Genomic DNA, 18,965 nt, shown 5'->3' on the forward strand with positions numbered 1-18,965 from the left:
CCGTGGTTTACATGTCCCCCGGTCATGCTGATGGGCAAAGCCGATACGAACCATAACTCGATTTCGGCCAAAACAAACTGGCTTTCACTCAAAAATGCCAAAATACATCCAGTTAGTTTTGCAAGGACATGCTAACCGCACCTCGACCCATGTCGAATGGCCTAACGTGGGCATAGCTGCGGTTCCTAGGGCACAGTGGTGACTGCCGGTTCGAATTTGTCAGCCGGTGACGCCGGCCTGGCCGAAGATCCCGCCTCGCCCGCCGCTGCCGCCGGCTCCGTCGGCACCCTCCGGGGTGCCCGGACCCCCGGCACCCCCGCGGCCACCGTTGCCGCCGTTGCCGATGAAGGTGGCGCTGCCTCCGGTACCGCCGCCGCCGCCGGGACCGCCGGTAGCGCCGCTCAGGTTCTCGCCGCCGGCGCCGCCGCCACCGCCGATTCCGCCGTTACCGAAGATGAACCCACTGTTACCGGCGGCTCCGCCGTGGCCACCGGCCGCGCCGACGTTGCCCGAACCGTTGCCACCCGAGCCGCCCGCCCCGCCGGCACCGCCGTTGCCGAGCAGGAAGGTCGAGGCGCCGTGACCGCCGGCACCCCCGGCGCCACCGGCGGGACCACCGACACCCCCGGCACCGGCTCCACCATTGCCACCGACGCCGCCCGCTGCACCGTTGCCGTAGATGAAGCCGCTGCCACCGGCACTTCCGCCCTGGCCTCCGGCTCCGCCCGACGAGCCGGATCCAGCCAGACCGCCGGACCCACCGTTGCCGCCGGCACCACCGCTGCCGAGCAGCACGGCGGTGCCGCCGTTGCCCCCGGCACCGCCGATGCCTCCGGCAGCACCGGCGATGCCCGTACCGCCGCCACCGCCATGGCCGCCGGCACCGCCGCGGCCCCAGATCCACCCGGCGTCACCACCGGCGCCACCACCACCGCCATTACCGGATCCAGGCACCGTGACCAGCCCGGTTCCGCCGGTCCCCCCGTGGCCGCCGAAGCCGAAGAGGAACCCGGCGTCGCCGCCGTTGCCGCCATACCAGCCGTTCCCGTCGGCGACGGCTGCGACGCCGGAACTGCCGGCGCCGCCGTGACCACCGCTACCGAGTAACCAGGATCGGCCGCCGCTGCCGCCGTTGGACGGCACTTCGAAGCCGCCGTCGCCGCCGTCGCCGCCGTCGCCGAACAGCAGACCGCCGTTGGCGCCCGGGCGTCCCGTGCCGCCGTCGCCGCCGTAGCCGATCAACAGCCCGGCCCGGCCGGCGGTGCCGCCGATCACGCCGTTGCCGCCGTCCCCGCCGCTGCCGAACAGCCAGGCGTTGCCACCACCGCCGCCGATGCCGTCGCCGATTCCGGCCACACCCGCCCCGCCGTTGCCGCCGTCGCCGCCGCAGCCGAGCAAGAACCCGGCGTTACCGCCGTTGGAACCGTTGGCGGCCAGCCCGCCGGTGGGCGCGCTCCCGCCGTTGCCGCCATCGCCGCCGTTGCCGATCAACCACGCACTGCCCGCGGTTCCGGCGCTACCGGCGGAACCGGCCGCAAAGGTCGTCGACCCGCCGTGGCCACCGTCCCCGCCGGACCCGATCAGGAATCCGCCGTTGGCGGCGGTGCCGCCGTCGCCGCCGTCGCCGGTAGTGCTGGTTCCGCCCGCGCCCCCGGTGCCACCGTTGCCCAACAGCCACGCGGTGCCACCAGTGCCACCGGCACCGCCGTTACCGTGACCGCCGAGATTGGCGCCACCGGCACCACCGGCGCCGCCGGACCCGACGAGTAGTCCGCCGGTGGCACCGGACCCGCCGGCCCCGCCGAACGAACCGCCGCTGCTGCCACCCGCACCGCCGCCGCCACCGAAGCCGATCAGCCAGGCCGCCCCGCCAGCGCCGCCGGCGCCGCCACCGGCGCTCGCGCTGCTGCCCCCGGCCCCGCCGTAGCCGCCGTTGCCCAGCAACCAGGCGTTGCCGCCGACACCGCCGGCGCCGCCGGCGCCGATGCCGGTGGCGTGGCCGCCGTTGCCGCCGAACCCGGCGTTGGCCAGGAACAGCGCGTTGCCGCCGTCGCCGCCGGCACCGGCGGCCCCGAGACCTGCGGAGTCACCGCCACTACCGCCGAATCCGGCGGTGCCGAGGATCCATGCGTTGCCGCCGTCACCCCCGGCGCCGCCGGCGCCGTTTGCGCCGGCACTGCCACCGTTTCCGCCGAATCCGGCGTTGCCCCACAGCAGTCCGGAGCTGCCGCCGTTGCCGCCGGACCCGCCGGCCCCGCTCACGCTCGACCCGCCGGCCCCGCCGGCCCCGCCGCTGCCGATGAGTCGGGCGCTGCCGCCGAGTCCGCCGAGCCCGCCGGATCCGAGTCCACCGGTATTGGCACCGCCGGCGCCGCCGGCGCCACCGCTGCCGTAGAGCCAGCCGCCGTTTCCGCCCGCGCCGCCGGCTCCGCCCGCGCCGGACGACGTTGCGCCGCCGCTGCCGCCGGCACCGCCGTGTCCGATCAACCCGGCCGACCCGCCGGCCCCACCGGCCTGCCCGGCCGCGCCCGTTCCACCCCGGCCGCCGTTACCGAACAGGTAGCCGCCGGGCTTTCCGGCAGCGCCAGTTCCATCGATGCCGTTCGCGCCGTCGCCGATGATCGGTCGGCCGAACAGCGTCTCGGTCGGCCAGTTGATCAGGTCGAGCAGCGGCTGCAACGGGGTTGCGGCGGTCGCCTCGGCCAGCGCGTAGGAATTCGCGCCCGCAGCCAGCGCCCGGGTGAACTGGGCCTGAAAGGCCGCGGCCTGGGTGCTGATGCTCTGGTAGGCCTGCCCGTGGGTGCCGAACAGTGCGGCAATGGCGGTGGACACCTCGTCTTGCGCGGCGGCCAGCAGGTTGGTGGTGGAGGCCGCCGCAGCGGCGTTGGCTGACTCCAGCGTGGCGCCGAGGCCGGCCAAGTCGGAGGCTGCGGCGGTCAGCAGGTCCGGCGCTGTTGCAAGGAGATACGACATGGGAACCGTCCACTTACTAGGTCACGACCTGGTGAGGCCGTGGTTTACATGTCCCCCGGTCATGCTGATGGGCAAAGCCGATACGAACCATAACTCGACTTGGGCCAAAACAAACTGTCTTTCCGTCAAAAACCTGCTAATGATGCGGATAGTTTCGGCATGGGGGGCTGCGCCGCACGTCGGTTCCACCTCCGCTGGGCCCGTTCACACCGGCGCCGCGACACGCGCAACCATGGAGGGGTGAGTCCGGAAGCCGCCTCGGATTGGACCCCGGCGTGGGGCAGCAGCGGGCTGGCCTACCTGACCGGTCCGCCGGACGGGCCGCCCGACTTCTCGCGCGCGGCGGTGGTCGGCCGCGCGCAGCAGATCGCCCCCGACGCCGCCGCGCTGCTGAGCGGCCGGGCCGCGTTGCTGGGCCTGACCCGCCGCGGTCGCGTGTCGGCCGGCGGTGCCACCCGGCTGCTCGGCGCACGCGACGGTTGGTGCGCCGTGACGCTGTCGCGTCCCGACGATGTTGCGGCGGTCCCTGCGCTGCTGTGTTCAGACGAGGTCGCCGACGATCCGTGGCCGTGCCTGGAAAGATGGGCTGCCACTCGGCCCACGACCGAGATCGTCGCGCGGGCCGAACTGCTCGACATCCCGGCGGCGGCACTGGGTGAGACCACCGCGGCCGCGCCCGTGGTACGTCGGACGGCGCCACGGGGCCCGGTACGCGGGCCGGCGGGGCTGCTGGTCGCCGATCTGTCCTCGATGTGGGCCGGACCGCTGTGCGGACGACTGCTGGCCCGCGACGGCGCCACCGTCGTCAAGGTCGAGAGTCCGCAGCGGCCCGACGGCACCCGGGGCGGCCACCCGGTCTTCTTCGACTGGGTCAACAGCGCCAAGCTGTCCTACTGCCTGGACTTCGACCGCCAGACCAGGGAGCTGCGTCAGCTGCTGACCGCGGCCGACATCGTCATCGAAGGGTCACGGCCCGACGGGCTGGCCCGCCGCGGATTGGGACCCGACGACCTGGCGCCGCGGGTGGGCCGGATCTGGCTGCGGATCTGCGGACACGGGTCGGCTTCCCGACGGCCGGCGTTCGGAGACGACGCCGCGGTGGCCGGTGGCCTGGTCGGCCGGGGGCCGGTGTTCTGTGGCGACGCGATCGCCGATCCGCTGACCGGACTGGAGGCCGCCCGGGTGGTGACCGAATCGCTGCGCCGGGGCGGTGGCGAGCTGATCGACGTCTCGATGGCTGCCGTCGCCGCGACGTATGCGGCGCTGCCGACCGGCGCACCGGGATCGGCCTGCCCGGTCGAGCCGCCGCGGGCGCCGACGGTGCCGGAGCCCGCCGCCGCCCTCGGTGCCGACGACGAGGCTGTCCGCCACCTGGTGACCGAGAGGCTGCGGCGCACATGCTGAGGCTGCCATGTTGATCCGCAGGGCGGCGTTGCTCGACGGGCGCACGGTCGATATCCGGGTTAGCGCGCGAATCGAACAGGTGGGCCGGGAGTTATCGCCGCGCGCGGGCGAGGGGGTGCTCGACGCCGGCGGTGGCACCGTCTTGCCCGGACTGCATGACCATCACGTGCACTTGCGTTCGGCCGCATCGGCATTGGATTCGCTGTCCGTGGGGCCACCCGCCGTGCACACCAAAGAACAACTGGCACAAGCGTTGTCGACTGCCGTCCCGGGACCCGACGGGTGGATACGTGCCGTCGGATACCACGAATCGGTTGCCGGGGAACTGAATCGGGCCACGTTGGATGCGGTGCTGGCCCACGTTCCGCTGCGTATCCAGCACCGCAGCGGCGCGCTGTGGGTACTCAACTCCGCAGCGCTCGGCCGGGTGGGCTTGGCCGCCCACCCCGACGGCCGGTTGCGCAGCGCCGATCCGTGGGCACAGGCCCTGCAGCGCCGCGAAACCGACCTGGCCGAACTGAGCAGGCGGATCGTCGCGCGCGGAGTCACCGGGGTCACCGACGCCACCCCGGACATCGATGCGGGCGACCTGATCTCGCTGATGATGGCGCACCGAAACGGCGAGTTCCGGCCCGGGGTGCGCCTGCTCTCGCCCGGTAAGAAGATCCTGCACGATGACCGGCTTGATCTGAATGCATTGGCGGAGTGGATCAGTGAGCGGCACGGGTTCGGCCAGCCGGTGGCTGTGCATTGCGTGACGGCGGCGCAACTGGTGGTGACGATCGCGGCGCTGCGGGCCGCCGGCGGCCATCCGTTCGACCGCATCGAGCACGCCGCCGTCGTCCCGGGCGACACCCTGTCCGATCTGGCCGAATTGGGCATCACAGTGGTGACGCAACCGAATTTCGTTGCCGAGCGCGGGGACCAGTACCTGACCGATGTCCCCGCCGACGAGCACGACCAACTCTGGCGGGTCGCCTCATTGCTCGACGCCGATATCCCGGTGGCGTTGTCCACCGATATGCCGTTCGGCAGCGGCGACCCGTGGGCGGCGATGCGGGCCGCCGTGTCGCGCACCACCCCTAGCGGCGCGGTGCTCAACGCCGCCGAATGTGTCTCGCCCAGAACTGCTTTGACGATGTTCCTGGGCTGGCCGGATCGGCCGGACCGGCCGCGGACGGTGGAGATCGGCGAGCCGGGGGATCTGTGCGTGCTGTCCGAGCCGCCCGCGGTCGCACTGGCCGAACTGGATGCCGCCCTGGTGGCGGCCACCTTGATCAGGGGTGAGCTGGTCTACTTCGCGATGTGATCACGGGGTCAGCGCTGCGCGCAGCGCGTCGCATTGCATGGCGAAGAACTGTTGAGACACTGTGACTTTGGGTGCCACCAGGTCGAAACCGTGGAATGCACCCGGGATGCGCTCCAGCTGGCACGGCACCCCGGCCTCGGTGAGCCGGCGCGCGTATTCGACGTCCTCGTCGTGAAACAGGTCGTGGGTCCCGACGCCGATCCACGCCGGAGGCAGCCCGCGCAGGTCCGCGCGTCGGGCGGGGACCGCGACCGCCGGATCCGCACCGCCCAGATAGGCGGTCCAGCCGAACCGGTTGGCTACCGGGTCCCACAACCGGTGATCGGGGTCGGCCGGCGCCGCCGCGCTGCGGTCGTCGACCATCGGGTAGACCAGCAGCTGGAAAGCCGGCGTGATCTCGCCGCGATCGCGGGCCAGCAGCGCCAACGCCGCTGCCAGACCGCCGCCGGCGCTGGCGCCGCCGATCGCCACCCGGTCGGCCTGCACTGCGGGAAGTCCGGCCAGCCAGGCCAGCACCGAATAGCAGTCCTCCAGGGGCGCGGGATAGGGATGTTCGGGTGCGAGCCGGTGCTCGACCGACGCCACGGTGATGCCCAACCGCTTGCTGAATCCCAGGCACAGCAGGTCGTCCTGTTGCGCCGAACCCAGCACATAGCCGCCGCCGTGAATCCACAGCAACGCCGGCCCCGGCTCGGTGGTGCCGGCCGGACGGTAGAGCCGCACACCCGCCCCCGACGGCAGGGTCAACACCTCGACGCCCTTCGGGGCGCGGCCCAGCCTGGTCCGCAACCCCATAGCGACGCGCATCAACGGCAATGTCCGGGGGCCGACCAATCTCTTGGGCGCAACGCGCGCCAGCCGGCGCAGATCAGGGTGGACGGCATCGACCATCGATTCAGTATCCCTGCACCCCCGATCAGGCACCGCAGGGGTCTGCGGAACATTGAAATCAGCTGTGGCACAGCGATATTCACCACACGATCGGCCGCCCCGGCCGCCGGTCGTCCCGGTGACCCGGCAGCGGGACTTTTTCGGCGGCGCCACGACACCCGACAGCTAACGGCGAAACAGTCGTGGAAAGCTATGAATACCCGAGCAGCAAATGCGGCTACCGAATTTCCCGAGCCACCCGGCCAATACCGCACACAGTTGAACGATTATTACCCGCGGGTAGGGGTACAGTGCCCTGCATGACGGCGACTGGACAGTCCAAATCTTGCGTCAAGCGGTTGTTGCGCGCCGGTCCGGCCGACTACCTGTTGGCGATGAGCAGAGCCGGTGCCGCTCTCCCGATCATCGGCAAGCGGTTGGAACCCTTGGGCACCATGGCCGCCATGAGTGTGTGGGGCATCCGGATCGCGCCGGAACTGATGTCGACGTCGGCGAAGGGCCGGTTCGCCCCCGGCAGCGGCGAGACGCGCCGCCGGGACCGGGAAAGCACCAACGAGGTGTCCATTGCCGCACTGCGCGGCACGGTCTCAGCTGCCGAACTGGACCTGGACTGGCCCGCCGCCGACCGGACACCGCCGTTCTGGGCGGCCCTGCGTGGCAGCAAGTACCTGCACCGCCGCGGTGTGCACTACGGCGACCACCCCGCGCAGATGCTCGACGTGTGGCGTCGCAAGGATCTGCCCGCCAACGCGCCGGTGCTGGTGTTCCTGCCCGGTGGTGCGTGGGTGCACGGCAGCACCACCATGCAGGGGACCGCCCTGATGTCACGACTGGCCGAGCAGGGCTGGGTGTGCCTGGCCGTCAACTATCGGGTCTCGCCGCACAACCGGTGGCCACGGCACATCACCGACGTGAAGACCGCGATCGCATGGGCACGGGCCAACGTCGACAAATTCGGTGGCGACCGCGATTTCATCGCGGTGGCGGGTTGTTCGGCCGGTGGGCACCTGGCCGCGCTGGCCGGCCTCACCCCCAACGACGCCACGCTGGACGCCAAGCTGCCCGAGGGCGCGGACAGCTCGGTGGACGCGGTGGTCGGAATCTACGGCCGCTACTGCTGGGAGGACCGCTCCACCCCCGAGCGGGATCGGTTCGTGCAGTTCCTGGAGCGGGTGGTGGTCCAGAAATCCATCGCCCGGCATCCCGAGATCTTCCGGGACGCCTCGCCGATCGCGCGCGTACATCGAAATGCGCCGCCGTTCTTGGTGATTCACGGCAGCGGGGACAACGTGATCCCGGTCGATCAGGCGCGCAGTTTCGTCGAACGGTTGCGTTCGGTCTCGACCGCGGCGGTCAACTACGTGGAGTTGCCGGGTGCCGGCCACGGCTTCGACATGCTCGACGGTCCCCGCGCGGGCGCGATGGCCCACGCGACGGCGTTGTTCCTCAACCAGGTGCACCGCACCCGCACGCAGTTCGCCCAAGAGGTCATCTGATCGCGCTAGGGTCGCGTGATGGGTAGGGGATTGCGGTGAAGCGGCTCACCGGCTGGGACGCGGTGCTGCTGTACAGCGAGACGCCGAACGTGCACATGCACACCATCAAGGTGGCGATCATCGAGCTCGACGAGGCCAGCCGCGGTTTCACCATCGACGCGTTCCGTCAGGTCATCGCCGGCCGGATGGACAAGCTGGTCCCGCTGGGTTACCAGCTGATCGACGTCCCGTTCAAGTTCCACCACCCGATGTGGCGGGAGAACTGCGACGTCGACTTCGAGTACCACGTCCGGCCCTGGCAGCTGGCTGCCCCGGGCGGCCGTCGGGAACTCGACGAGGCGATCGGTGAGATCGCCAGCACCCCCCTGGATCGCGCGCACCCGCTGTGGGAGATGTACTTCGTCGAGGGACTGGCCAACGACCGGATAGCGGTGGTGCTCAAGATCCACCACGCGCTGGCCGACGGTGTCGCCTCGGCCAATCTGATGGCGCACGGCATGGATCTCATGCCGACACCGCAAACCGCTTCGTACACAACCGATCCCGCGCCTAGCAAGCGAGAGCTGATGAGCGCGGCGTTCGTCGACCACATGCGGCACATCAAGCGCATCCCCGGCACGTTCGCCTACACCGCACAAGGTGTCCGACGGGTGCGCAGCAGTTCCTACAAGTTCTCCCCGAAGCTCACCCGCCCGATCGACCCGCCGCCGTCGTTCATGAACCACAAGATCACCCCGGAACGCCGGTTCGCCACCGCCACCCTGGCGCTGGCCGACGTCAAGGAGACCGGCAAGAAGCTGGGCGCCACGATCAACGACATGGTGCTGGCCATGTCCAGCGGAGCCCTGCACAGCCTGCTGCTGCGCTACGACGGCAAGGCCGAGCCGTTGCTGGCGTCGGTCCCGGTCAGCTACGACTTCTCCCCGGAACGCATTTCCGGCAACCACTTCAGCGGGATGATGGTCGTGCTGCCGACCGACCTGGACGACCCGCTGGAGCGGGTGCGGGCCGCTCACGACAACGCCGTCTCGGCCAAGGAGAGCCACCAGTTGCTGGGCCCGGAGTTGATCAGCCGGTGGGCGGCCTACTGGCCCCCCACGGCGACCGAAGCCATGTTCCGGTGGTTGTCCAGCCGCGACGGGCAGAACAAGGTCCTCAACCTCAACATCTCCAACGTGCCCGGGCCCCGCACCCGCGGCCGGGTGGGCGGCGCGCTGGTCACCGAGATCTACTCGGTGGGTCCGCTGACCGCCGGCAGCGGCCTGAACATCACGGTGTGGAGCTACGTCGACCAGCTCAACATCTCGGTGCTGTCCGACGGCGCGACACTGAAAGACCCGCACGAAGTGACCGCGGCGATGATCGCCGAATTCGTCGAAATACGCCGGGCCGCAGGGATTTCCGGAGAGCTCACCGTGGTCCCGGAGGCCATGGCGCAGGCCTGATCGACAGGGTCGGTCAACGTTACACGCACCGGGCGGTTCGTCACGCGGCCCGACAGCTACCATCTGGACTGTGAGCGACGAAGCTAACGAACCCGAAGTTCTGGTCGAACAACGCGACCGCATCCTGATCATCACCATCAATCGCCCCCGGGCCAAGAACGCCGTCAATTCCGCGGTGGCCCACGGTCTGGCCGACGCCATGGACCGTCTCGACGGAGACGCCGGGCTGTCGGTGGCCATCCTGACCGGAGCCGGTGGCTCGTTCTGCGCGGGCATGGACCTCAAGGCGTTCGCCCGCGGTGAACTGCCCATCGTCGAGGGCCGCGGGATGGGCTTCACCGAGCGTCCACCGGACAAGCCGTTGATCGCGGCGGTCGAGGGCTATGCACTGGCTGGCGGCACCGAGCTGGCGCTGGCCACGGATCTGATTGTGGCAGCAAAGGATTCGGCATTCGGCATCCCGGAGGTCAAGCGCGGCCTGGTGGCCGGCGGCGGGGGATTGCTGCGGCTGCCCGAACGCATCCCGTACGCCATCGCGATGGAGTTGGCGCTCACCGGGGACAACCTGTCCGCCGAGCGCGCACACCAGATCGGTCTGGTCACCGCGTTGGCCGAACCGGGTAAGGCGCTGGATGTCGCTCTCGAGCTGGCCGGCAAGATCGCCGCCAACGGCCCGCTGGCGGTGGCGGCCAGTAAGAAGATCATCGTCGAGTCCCGGGGCTGGAGCCGCGACACCATGTTCGCCGAACAGACCAAGATCCTGGGCCCGGTGTTCGCCTCCAACGACGCCAAGGAAGGTGCGATCGCGTTCGCCGAGAAGCGCCCGGCGCGCTGGACCGGCACCTGAGGCCGGCTACCGGGCGATGCCCAGCGCCAGCAGCGCGATGTCGTCGTCGGGACTGAGCTTGGGTATCAACGCGACGAGGTCGTCGATCAGCGCGGCGGCCCCCAGGGTGGTGCGTTCGGTGACGAATGCGGCCAGCCTGTCCTCGTCGAACGTGATCTCGGCGCGCCGCGACTCCACGATGCCGTCGGTGTAGCAGATCAGCGTCTGACCCGGCAGCAAGCGCAGGCTGCATGCGTCGAATGACGCACCCGGGATGAGGCCCACCAGCATGCCGTGGCTGGGGCGGATCTGCTCGACGGTGCCGCTGGCGGCGTCAGCCAGCAGCGCCGGCTGATGACCGCCGGTGGCGATGGTGACCCCGAACCCGGGGCCGTCGCTGCGCGGCTCCAGGATCCCGAACAGCACTGTGCAGAATCGGCGCGGTTCCACCTCGCGCAGCAATACCGAGTTGAGTTCGACGAGCACATCGATGGGGTTGTCGTAGTGCAGCGCGGCGGATCGCAGCGTGTAGCGGATCAGCGACGTCACCACCGCGGCCTCCGCGCCGTGGCCTTCGACGTCGCCGATGAAGAACGCCCACCGGTTGCTCCCGACCGCGAATACGTCGTAGAAGTCGCCGCCCACCTGACGCGAAGAGGCCGGATGGTAGTGCGAGGCCACGGTCAGGCCGTCGATGTAAGGCAACGAGGGCGGCAGCAGCGTGCGCTGCAGCACCGTGGCGTACTGGGCGATCAGGTCACGATCGTGCTCGGCGATATTGCGGTCGCGCACCGCCTCGTCGCGGTCTGACTGCGCGTCGTCGCGGTCGCGCCGGGCCTCGTCGCGGTCGTCCTCGGCCACGCCGCGCAGCTGTCGTTCCGCGCGCAGCGCGGTGCGTGCCGAAACCCGCAGGTCCAACTGCTCGGCGACGATGGCGGCGAGATCGGTCAGGGTGGCCAGTTGAGCGTCGGTCGCGGTGCACGGGTCGTTGTCCAGGACGGCCACCGCCCCCAGCCGATGCCCGTCGCTGGTCACGATCGGTGCGCCCGCATAGCAGCCGATGCGGTGTTCGGTCACCAAGCTGTTGTCCCGGGTCCCGGGGTCGGCGCGCACATCCCGCACGACGTGGGGTGCGTCGCTCAGGACCGCCGACCCGAACAGGCCGTCGTTGCGGCTGACGGTGGGCAGGTCCACGTCGAACCCGTGACTGGCCACGAACCGGATGCGGTCGCGCCCGACGATCGAGACGACGGCCATCGGCGCCGAACAGAACTCCGCGGCCAGCCGCACCACCCGCGAGAGAACCTGGTCATGCGCCGAATCCAGCAGTCGGTAGCGCTCGACGGCGCGCACCCGCGCCGATTCGGCCGCAGTGGCTTTCGAGGTGATCGGGGGCATGGGATGCGCATTCGGGATCGGTGGACTCGGTGTGGCGCAGCTACTCTCTGGTTGCCCGGAATTCTACGGATGTATGCGCGCGGGGCTGCGGCGCAGCTAAGCGGCGGCCCGCCCCGGCGGGCGGGACCGGCCCCGCGATGGGTTACACTGTCGGCAGAATTTGTAAAGGGCAGGGTTCCCAGAAGGATCGCGGATGAGCGTTTCGTTGCTTCTCGAGATGGCTGCGTCGAGCAACCCTGACCGCACGGCTGTCATCTCCGAGGAACTGCGGCTGAGCACCCGGGAACTCAGCGACCTCGCCGACGGCGGGGCGGGGGTGATCGCGGCCTCGGGCGCCCGGCACGTCGCCTACGTCGGGACCGGCGGGGCGCTGCTGCCGATCCTGATCTTCGCGAGCGCGCGTGCGGGTCTGACCTTCACGCCGATCAATTACCGATTGTCGGCCGAGGGGATCGGCGCCCTGCTCGACCGCCTGCCGGACCCGTTGGTGGTCGTCGACGAACGCTACCGGGACGCACTCGGCGGCGGCGATCGCCGGGTGATGTCGTCCGAGGAGTTTTTGACCGCGGCCCGTACCGCCGAACCGGCAGCGGAGTTCCCCGACCCGGACTCGGTGGCGATCGTGCTGTTCACCTCGGGCACCACCTCGGCGCCCAAGGCCGTCGAACTCACCCACAACAACCTGACCAGCTACGTCACCGGCACGGTGGAATTCGAGTCGGCCGGGCCGGACGACGCCGCGCTGATCTGCGTGCCGCCCTACCACGTCGCCGGGGTCGGGGCGGCGCTGTCCAACCTGTACGCCGGCCGCAAGATGGTGTATCTGCCCAACTTCGACGCCCACGAGTGGGTGCGGCTGGCCAACGCGGAACAGGTCACCACCGCAACCGTGGTGCCCACCATGCTGGACCGCATCGTGACGGTGCTGGAGGCCGGTGACCACAAGCTGCCCGCGTTGCGCAACCTGGCTTACGGCGGTTCCAAGGTGGGCCTGCCGCTGGTCCGCCGCGCCCTCGAGCTGTTGCCGGACGTCGGATTCGTCAACGCCTACGGCCTGACCGAGACCAGCTCGACGATTGCGGTGCTCACCCCCGACGACCACCGTGCGGCACTGGCGGCCGCGGATGCCGCCGCGGTGAAGCGGCTGGGTTCGGTGGGCCGGCCGGTGCCGGGCATCGAGGTGGAGATCCGCGACGAGGCCGGCACCGTGCTGGGACCCGGGCAGACCGGCGAGCTGTTCGTGCGCGGCGAGCAGGTGTCCGGACGCTACACCGGCATCGGTTCGGTGCTCGATGAAAACGGCTGGTTCCCGACCAAGGACATCGCCACCCTCGACGAAGAGGGATTCCTGTTCATCGGCGGCCGTAGCGACGACACCATCATCCGCGGCGGCGAGAACATCGCGCCGGCCGAGTTAGAAGAGGTGCTGATCGAGCATCCGCACGTGCGTGACGTGGCGGTGGTCGGTGTCGAGGATGCGCAGTGGGGCCAGGCGATCGTCGCCGTGGTGGTGCCGCGTGACGATGTCGATCCCGACCCCGAGGAACTGCGTGAATTTGTCCGAAAGAGTTTGCGGGGGTCGCGCACTCCGGACCGAGTAGTGTTTCGCGACGAGCTGCCAACCACCGCCACCGGCAAAGTGCTTCGCCGGGAGATCATCGAACACCTAGCAGGGATGCAATCATGATCAAGAACGGAACCCGCCTGGCCAGCCAGGTGTGCGACACCCAAATCATCGTCGTCCGCAGCGCCGACAGCCTCGACGACCTGCGCTGCGGCGGAGCGCCGATGGTGGAGATGGGCGCCGAGCGCTCGGGTGAGATCGACCCCGCCTTTGCCGACGGCAGTGTGATGGGCAAGCGCTACGTCGACGAGACGGGCGCCGAAGTCCTGGTGACCAAGCCCGGCAAGGGCAGCCTCAGCGTGGGTGAGACGAAGCTGTCGCTCAAAGAGGTCAAGCCGCTGCCCGCCAGCGACTGACTACGGTCGCTCGGCCAGCCCGTTACGGCGGACGAATTCCCGTGCCTTGACCAGGAATTCCAGCTGGCCGCCGACCTCGCGCAGCGGTGCGACGCTGCGCGTCGAGCGGCACAGCACGATGGCGCCTTCGAGTGCGGAGATGGACGTCACGGCCAGCGAGGCCGCGTCGTTGTCGTCGAAGCCGTCGGTCACGAAGGCGCGCGTCAGCGCGGTGCACCAGCGGCCCATGATCACGCCGGCCTCGTCGGCGAGCTGCAGTTCATCGTCGGCCGAGCCGATCGCGGCAGCCACCACCGGGCAGCCGGCGTGGAAATCACCCTCGGTCAACAGGTTTTCCCATAACTCGACGAACTCGCGCAGCAGCGCCCGGCCGCCCCGGTCGACGGCGCGGTCGATGGTCGCGGTGATGGTGTCGCCCGCGTACCGCAACGCCTCGGTCAGCAACTGATTGCGGCCCTGGGGGAAGTGGTAGTACACCGAGCCGCGCGGGGCACCGCTGCGGGCCAGCACCGCATCGATGGTCACTCCGGCGGCGCCACGCTCGCGCATCACCTGTGCGGCACTGACCAGCATGTTGTTCCGGGTGCCGCCCCGCTTGGCGGGCTGCGGATCCATTGCGGTCTGCTCCTCGGTACGGGTCATGCGGCGCGCGAGTGCCGGACTGCCGGCCAGTGCAACGCCCGGGGGCTGACCCGGAACTGCCGGCGGCGCGGGTCAGGGACTTCGCGGGTGAACCGGTAGCCGGCGACGTTGAGTTCGATGATCCACATAACTTCTCCCGGCTTGGGTGGTGCAGCCATGGACCGGGTCCACCGGCCCATGACTATGCGAGTGAGCATATAAGACACGTGTCAGGGAGGCAAGCTAAGCCAGCTAAGTACCGAGCAGGCCTGGGTTTACCTCACCACCTCCGAGTACCAGGCAGAGTGATCGCAATACTTGTGGTCCCGAAATTATGCTATCTTGCATAATTCAACGGACTGCGTTTCACTGGCCCCATGACGAACGACACAGTGTCCCTCGAGCGCGACGGCCATGTGCTGCTGATCGGCCTGAACCGCCCGCACAAGCGCAACTCCTTCGACCGGACGATGCTGGCCGACCTGTCCCGCGCCTATGCGCTGCTGGAATCCGACGACGAGTTGCGCGCCGGGGTGCTGTTCGCGCACGGCGACCATTTCACCGCCGGTCTGGACCTCGTCGACGTCGGCCCCGGGATTGCGGCGGGAGAGTCGCCCATGCCCCCGGACGGTCGCGACCCGTGGCGGCTGGACGGCCCTTGGACCACGCCGCTGGTCGCCGCCGCACACGGTTGGTGCATGACCCTGGGCATCGAACTGTTGCTGGCCGCCGACATCCGCATCGCCGCGGCCGGCACCCGCTTCACGCAGCTGGAAGTTCAGCGCGGTATCTACCCGTTCGGCGGTGCGACCATCCGGTTGCCCCGGGATGCCGGCTGGGGCAATGCAATGCGCTGGTTGCTCACCGGCGACGAGTTCGACGCCGCCGAGGCACACCGCATCGGGCTGGTTCAGGAGGTTGCCGACGACGCCGCGGCCGCGCTGACCCGGGCTCGCGAGATCGCCCAGACCATCGCCGAGCGCGCGGCGCCGCTGGGGGTGCGGGCAACCCTCGCCTCTGCGCAGCTGGCCCGGGCCCAGGGGGAGGGCGCCGCGATCGAACGCTTGCGTCCAGCCGTCACCGAACTGTTCGCCAGCGCGGACGCCGCCGAGGGTGTGCAGTCGTTCATCGAGCGCCGCGAGGCGCGTTTTCAGGGTGGCTAGCGGAACGTCTGATACCGCCGACCGTGAACCTCACGACGTCCATTCGGCCTGTCGCGCAGCGTAGTTCACACTCGGCGCAATACGCCCGGTTACTCGACCGTGTACCCCATTGGCATCAGCACGCTCTTCTGCTGGGTGAAGTGCTCGACGCCCTCGGGCCCGTTCTCCCGGCCGATGCCGGAGTTCTTGTACCCGCCGAAGGGACAGCAGGGGTCGAAGGCGTACCAGTTGATGGCGTAGGTGCCGGTGCGAATCTTCTCCGAGATCTCGATGCCCTTGGGGATGTCCGACGTCCACACACTGCCGGCCAGTCCGTACACCGAGTCGTTGGCGATCTTGACCGCGTCGTCTTCGGTGTCGTAGGGAATGATGCTCAGCACCGGCCCGAAGATCTCCTCCTGGGCGATCGTCATCTTGTTGTCGACGTCGGCGAAAACTGTCGGCTGCACGAAGAATCCGTTGTCCAGACCTTCCGGACGGCCACCGCCGCACACCAGCCGGGCGCCCTCTTCCTTGCCCTTGGCGATGTAGCTCTCCACCCGGGCGCGCTGCTTCTCCGAGATCAGCGAGCCGATCTGCGCGGTCGGGTCCGACGGCGGGCCGACGGGCAGGGCCTGCACAAAGTTGCTGACCGCGTCGACGATCTCGTCGTAACGCGAGCGGGGCGCCAGGATCCGGGTCTGTCCCACGCAGGCCTGACCGGTGTTCATGATTCCGGAGAAGACCATCATCGGGACGGCAGCGGCCAGGTCGACGTCCTCCAGGACGATGGCCGCCGACTTCCCGCCCAATTCCAGCGTGCACGGCTTGAGCAGGTCCGCGGCGCGCTTGCCGATCTCCTTGCCGACGGCCGAGCTGCCGGTGAAGGTGAACAGGTCCACGTCGGGGTTGGAGGTGAGCGCCTGACCGGTTTCGACGCCGCCGGGTACCACCGACAGCACGCCTTCGGGCAGGCCGGCGTCGGCGAACACCTCCGCCAGGGCATTGGCGGTCAGCGGCGTTTCGGCGGCCGGCTTGAGCACCACGGTGCAGCCGGCCAGCAGCGCCGGGCCCAGCTTGTTGATCGCCAGGAACAGCGGCACATTCCACGCCACGATTGCGGCGACCACGCCGATCGGCTCGCGGTGCACGATGGTCTGCCCGTAGGAGCCGGTCCGCACCTCCCGCCACGTGACCTGGTCGGCGGCCGGGCCGGCGAAGAAACTCATCGCGCCCATCGACCCCATCCAGTGCATGGTCTCGATGGTCATCGGCGGCTGACCCGTCTCGTCGGCAAGGAGCTTGGCGAACAACTCCTTGCGCTCCTCGAGCAGTTGCTGCGCCTTGGCGATGACGGCCGCGCGTTCCTGCGGCGGGGTGGTGGGCCACGGGCCGTTGTCGAAGGCCGCGCGGGCCGCGGCGACTGCGGCGTCGACGTCGGCCGCCGTCGCCAATGGCACCTTGCCGACGTACTCGCCGGTGGCCGGGCAGTGCACCTCGATCACTTCAGCGGTCGCCGGCTCGGTCCACTTGCCCCCGATGAAAAGCTTGTCGTACTCCGTCGTAGCGGTTGTCGCGTTGGTCACAGTCGCCACCATACCCAAGACGGCGCAAAACGAGAACATGTTCCATTAGTGCGCTCGGAGGACCAGCACCAGATTGCTCGCGACGAACTCCCGCAACACCGGTACCGATGTCACCCACCAGGCCCATCGTGGGTGGTAGCGCGGGAAAGTCGCGACGGCCGCGCCGGTGTCGGCCGCCCATTGCAGGCCGTCGGCGGCGGACACCGCGAATAACGACGACCCGTAGTTGTTCTTGGCCGGATGGCCGTGTTTGCGGGCGTATCGGGCGGCGGCCCGGGCGCCGCCGAGGTAATGGGTCAGGCCCATCTCGTGACCGCCGAACGGGCCCAGCCACACGGTGTAGGACAGCACCACCAGTCCACCCGGCCGGGTCACCCGCAGCATCTCGTTGCCGAGTTGCCAGGGCCGCGGCACATGCTCGGCGACGTTGGACGACAGGCAGATGTCGACCGAGTCGTCGGCGAACGGCAGCGCCATGCCCGACGCGCGCACGAAGGTGCCGGTGCTGCGCTGGAAAGCCGGTCCCGCCGCGTGCATCTCGGCGGGGTCGGGTTCGACGCCGATGTAGCGCACCCCGGCGCCGGCGAAGGCCGCCGCGAAGTATCCGGGTCCGCCACCCACGTCGAGCAGCGTGGCGCCGGCGAGGTCGTCCCCGCACCAGGAGCGCCACAGGTCGCCGACCATCGCGGCGGTGTCGGCGGCCAGGGCGCCGTAGAAGCGGGCCGGGTCGCTCTGCTCGTAGCGGAACTCCCGCAGCAGTCGCACCGAGCGGCGCAGGGTGGCCCGCCGAGCGAAGGCGTCGGTGACGGCCACCCGTTACTTCGGCACCTTCGCCGCGATCTGCTCGGCGATGCGGACGCCCTCGTCGGTCAGGTTCGCGTTGCATGCCTGGACGTTGGCGACGATGTTGTTGACGGCGGTCAGAGCCTGCTGGCAGCGCCAGTTGCCGCCGGTGACCGTGACCCGCAGGGTGCCGTTGATGCTGGACACCGGTCCCGCCGACCAGGGCTTGGCTTCGCCGGACGGCTTGGTGACCGTGTAACTCTTCGAGGCGCAGGCCTGCCACTTGGCTTGCGCCGCGGTGACGTATGCGGCTGCGGCCTGGGCGGAGGGGAAGCGCGCTGCGGCCTGGTCCACCCAGTGATAGGTGGGTTTCTCCGATACCTGCTCCTCGACCGAGTCGGTCATGCCGCTTCCGGCGAAGGCGTCGGCCTCCACCGTGTCGACGAACCGGCATTCGACGGGGGTCACCTGGTACGGGTTGTTGGTGATCGCGTGGTGCCCGGCGGAGGAGGTCATGCCGGTGGTGGACATCGCTTTGCTGACGGCGTCGGGGGTGAGCAGCAGCCCGTCCAGCGCCCCGGGGGCGACCAGCGGGGCGGTGGTGGTCGTGGTCGTGGTCGACGAGGTGCCGGAGGAGGCTGCGGTGTCATCGGAACCGGTGCCCACCGCGACGCCGATGACGCCGACGATCACCACCACCACCACAGCGGCGGCCACCGCCACCCACACCCAGGTGCGGTTGCTGCTGCGCTGGGCCGACGGGAAGGGCGGCGGACCGCCGTACCCGCCGGTGAACGGGGCCGGCTGGAACTGGGCGGGGTTGGGCGCATACGGCGGCGGGGTGTGCTGCTGCGGCGGTGGTGGGTAGGCCGGGCGCGGCGGTTGGTAACCGGGCCCGGACGGGATCGGCCCGGACTGCATCGGCCGCGGATTCGGGGGTTCGGGCCGGCTGGGGGCCGGTTGCGGCCGGGCCAGCGGTCCGGTGATCGCCGCGCGGGCCGCCAAGGTGAGCTCTCGGGTGGTGTCGTAGCGGTCGTCGGGGTTTTTGGCCATCCCCTTGGCCACCACGGCGTCGAGTTGGGCGGGCAGGCCGTGGCGCAACACCGACGGA

16 protein-coding genes are annotated in these 18,965 nt (G+C 69.9%); 8 read left to right on the plus strand and 8 right to left on the minus strand.

Annotation, left to right across the window (positions count from 1 at the left end; translation table 11 throughout):
* Positions 1 to 219: 219 nt before the first annotated feature.
* Complete coding sequence (locus AC5Y3Z_RS23255) at positions 220 to 2,973, minus strand: PE family protein (protein ID WP_473138913.1); 2,754 nt, start codon at positions 2,971 to 2,973, stop codon at positions 220 to 222.
* 240 nt (positions 2,974 to 3,213) lie between these two features.
* Here AC5Y3Z_RS23255 and AC5Y3Z_RS23260 point away from each other — a divergent pair, with 240 nt between their 5' ends.
* Together AC5Y3Z_RS23260 and AC5Y3Z_RS23265 are read left to right on the plus strand one after the other, a co-directional pair.
* Complete coding sequence (locus AC5Y3Z_RS23260; protein ID WP_473138914.1) at positions 3,214 to 4,377, plus strand: CoA transferase; 1,164 nt, start codon at positions 3,214 to 3,216, stop codon at positions 4,375 to 4,377.
* A gap of 7 nt (positions 4,378 to 4,384) precedes the next feature.
* Positions 4,385 to 5,686, plus strand: coding sequence for an amidohydrolase family protein (locus AC5Y3Z_RS23265; protein WP_473138915.1), 1,302 nt, complete (start codon positions 4,385 to 4,387; stop codon positions 5,684 to 5,686).
* Here the strand turns inward: AC5Y3Z_RS23265 and AC5Y3Z_RS23270 are convergent, their stop codons facing one another.
* Positions 5,687 to 6,577 (minus strand): alpha/beta hydrolase, encoded by an 891-nt coding sequence (locus AC5Y3Z_RS23270; protein WP_473138916.1) that lies wholly within the window; start codon positions 6,575 to 6,577, stop codon positions 5,687 to 5,689. It lies immediately after the preceding gene.
* A gap of 299 nt (positions 6,578 to 6,876) precedes the next feature.
* Here AC5Y3Z_RS23270 and AC5Y3Z_RS23275 point away from each other — a divergent pair, with 299 nt between their 5' ends.
* The 3 genes from AC5Y3Z_RS23275 to AC5Y3Z_RS23285 all read left to right on the plus strand — a co-directional run bounded on the left by AC5Y3Z_RS23275 (position 6,877) and on the right by AC5Y3Z_RS23285 (position 10,365).
* A complete protein-coding gene (locus AC5Y3Z_RS23275) occupies positions 6,877 to 8,073 on the plus strand; it encodes an alpha/beta hydrolase fold domain-containing protein (RefSeq protein WP_463828001.1) in 1,197 nt (398 codons plus the stop codon).
* Positions 8,074 to 8,108: 35 nt separating this feature from the next.
* Complete coding sequence (locus AC5Y3Z_RS23280; protein WP_463828002.1) at positions 8,109 to 9,518, plus strand: WS/DGAT/MGAT family O-acyltransferase; 1,410 nt, start codon at positions 8,109 to 8,111, stop codon at positions 9,516 to 9,518.
* 70 nt (positions 9,519 to 9,588) lie between these two features.
* Complete coding sequence (locus tag AC5Y3Z_RS23285; protein WP_473138917.1) at positions 9,589 to 10,365, plus strand: crotonase/enoyl-CoA hydratase family protein; 777 nt, start codon at positions 9,589 to 9,591, stop codon at positions 10,363 to 10,365.
* Positions 10,366 to 10,371: 6 nt separating this feature from the next.
* On the opposite strand, the gene AC5Y3Z_RS23290 is transcribed toward AC5Y3Z_RS23285, so the two are convergent.
* The gene (locus AC5Y3Z_RS23290; RefSeq protein ID WP_473138918.1) at positions 10,372 to 11,742 is read right to left on the minus strand and encodes a PP2C family protein-serine/threonine phosphatase; all 1,371 of its coding nucleotides are present in this window, start codon (positions 11,740 to 11,742) and stop codon (positions 10,372 to 10,374) included.
* A gap of 193 nt (positions 11,743 to 11,935) precedes the next feature.
* Between AC5Y3Z_RS23290 and AC5Y3Z_RS23295 the strand changes: the two genes are divergently transcribed.
* The gene (locus AC5Y3Z_RS23295; RefSeq protein WP_473138919.1) at positions 11,936 to 13,429 is read left to right on the plus strand and encodes a class I adenylate-forming enzyme family protein; all 1,494 of its coding nucleotides are present in this window, start codon (positions 11,936 to 11,938) and stop codon (positions 13,427 to 13,429) included.
* The gene (locus tag AC5Y3Z_RS23300) at positions 13,426 to 13,722 is read left to right on the plus strand and encodes a hypothetical protein (protein ID WP_463828006.1); all 297 of its coding nucleotides are present in this window, start codon (positions 13,426 to 13,428) and stop codon (positions 13,720 to 13,722) included. Before AC5Y3Z_RS23295 ends, AC5Y3Z_RS23300 begins: the two co-directional genes overlap by 4 nt.
* Here AC5Y3Z_RS23300 and AC5Y3Z_RS23305 read toward each other — a convergent pair whose 3' ends face one another.
* Both AC5Y3Z_RS23305 and AC5Y3Z_RS23310 read right to left on the minus strand, forming a co-directional pair.
* A complete protein-coding gene (locus AC5Y3Z_RS23305) occupies positions 13,723 to 14,364 on the minus strand; it encodes a TetR/AcrR family transcriptional regulator (RefSeq protein ID WP_473138920.1) in 642 nt (213 codons plus the stop codon).
* Positions 14,361 to 14,522: a hypothetical protein gene (locus AC5Y3Z_RS23310; protein WP_463828031.1), complete on the minus strand. Its 162-nt coding sequence runs from the start codon at positions 14,520 to 14,522 to the stop codon at positions 14,361 to 14,363. The genes AC5Y3Z_RS23305 and AC5Y3Z_RS23310 overlap by 4 nt, the downstream gene beginning before the upstream one ends.
* Before the next feature lie 198 nt (positions 14,523 to 14,720).
* Here AC5Y3Z_RS23310 and AC5Y3Z_RS23315 point away from each other — a divergent pair, with 198 nt between their 5' ends.
* Positions 14,721 to 15,506: a crotonase/enoyl-CoA hydratase family protein gene (locus AC5Y3Z_RS23315; protein WP_473138921.1), complete on the plus strand. Its 786-nt coding sequence runs from the start codon at positions 14,721 to 14,723 to the stop codon at positions 15,504 to 15,506.
* A gap of 89 nt (positions 15,507 to 15,595) precedes the next feature.
* Here the strand turns inward: AC5Y3Z_RS23315 and AC5Y3Z_RS23320 are convergent, their stop codons facing one another.
* The 3 genes from AC5Y3Z_RS23320 to AC5Y3Z_RS23330 form a co-directional block, all read right to left on the minus strand.
* Positions 15,596 to 17,071 (minus strand): aldehyde dehydrogenase, encoded by a 1,476-nt coding sequence (locus AC5Y3Z_RS23320; protein WP_463828009.1) that lies wholly within the window; start codon positions 17,069 to 17,071, stop codon positions 15,596 to 15,598.
* Between the two features lie 45 nt (positions 17,072 to 17,116).
* Entirely contained in the window at positions 17,117 to 17,884 is a 768-nt protein-coding gene (locus tag AC5Y3Z_RS23325) for a class I SAM-dependent methyltransferase (protein ID WP_463828010.1), read from the minus strand.
* A 3-nt stretch (positions 17,885 to 17,887) separates the two neighbouring features.
* Positions 17,888 to 18,965, minus strand: a 1,078-nt coding sequence (locus AC5Y3Z_RS23330) for a sensor domain-containing protein (RefSeq protein WP_499919260.1), incomplete at its 5' end; no start/stop codon positions are given.

The organism is Mycobacterium sp. NGS61 (assembly GCF_059812325.1).

Coding starts and splice junctions, on each gene's coding strand:
- AC5Y3Z_RS23255 (WP_473138913.1), bottom strand. CDS start 2,973: ATGTCGTATCTCCTTGCAACAGCGCCGGACCTGCTGACCGCCGCAGCC.
- AC5Y3Z_RS23265 (WP_473138915.1), top strand. CDS start 4,385: ATGTTGATCCGCAGGGCGGCGTTGCTCGACGGGCGCACGGTCGATATC.
- AC5Y3Z_RS23270 (WP_473138916.1), bottom strand. CDS start 6,577: ATGGTCGATGCCGTCCACCCTGATCTGCGCCGGCTGGCGCGCGTTGCG.
- AC5Y3Z_RS23275 (WP_463828001.1), top strand. CDS start 6,877: ATGACGGCGACTGGACAGTCCAAATCTTGCGTCAAGCGGTTGTTGCGC.
- AC5Y3Z_RS23290 (WP_473138918.1), bottom strand. CDS start 11,742: ATGCCCCCGATCACCTCGAAAGCCACTGCGGCCGAATCGGCGCGGGTG.
- AC5Y3Z_RS23295 (WP_473138919.1), top strand. CDS start 11,936: ATGAGCGTTTCGTTGCTTCTCGAGATGGCTGCGTCGAGCAACCCTGAC.
- AC5Y3Z_RS23300 (WP_463828006.1), top strand. CDS start 13,426: ATGATCAAGAACGGAACCCGCCTGGCCAGCCAGGTGTGCGACACCCAA.
- AC5Y3Z_RS23305 (WP_473138920.1), bottom strand. CDS start 14,364: ATGACCCGTACCGAGGAGCAGACCGCAATGGATCCGCAGCCCGCCAAG.
- AC5Y3Z_RS23310 (WP_463828031.1), bottom strand. CDS start 14,522: ATGGCTGCACCACCCAAGCCGGGAGAAGTTATGTGGATCATCGAACTC.
- AC5Y3Z_RS23315 (WP_473138921.1), top strand. CDS start 14,721: ATGACGAACGACACAGTGTCCCTCGAGCGCGACGGCCATGTGCTGCTG.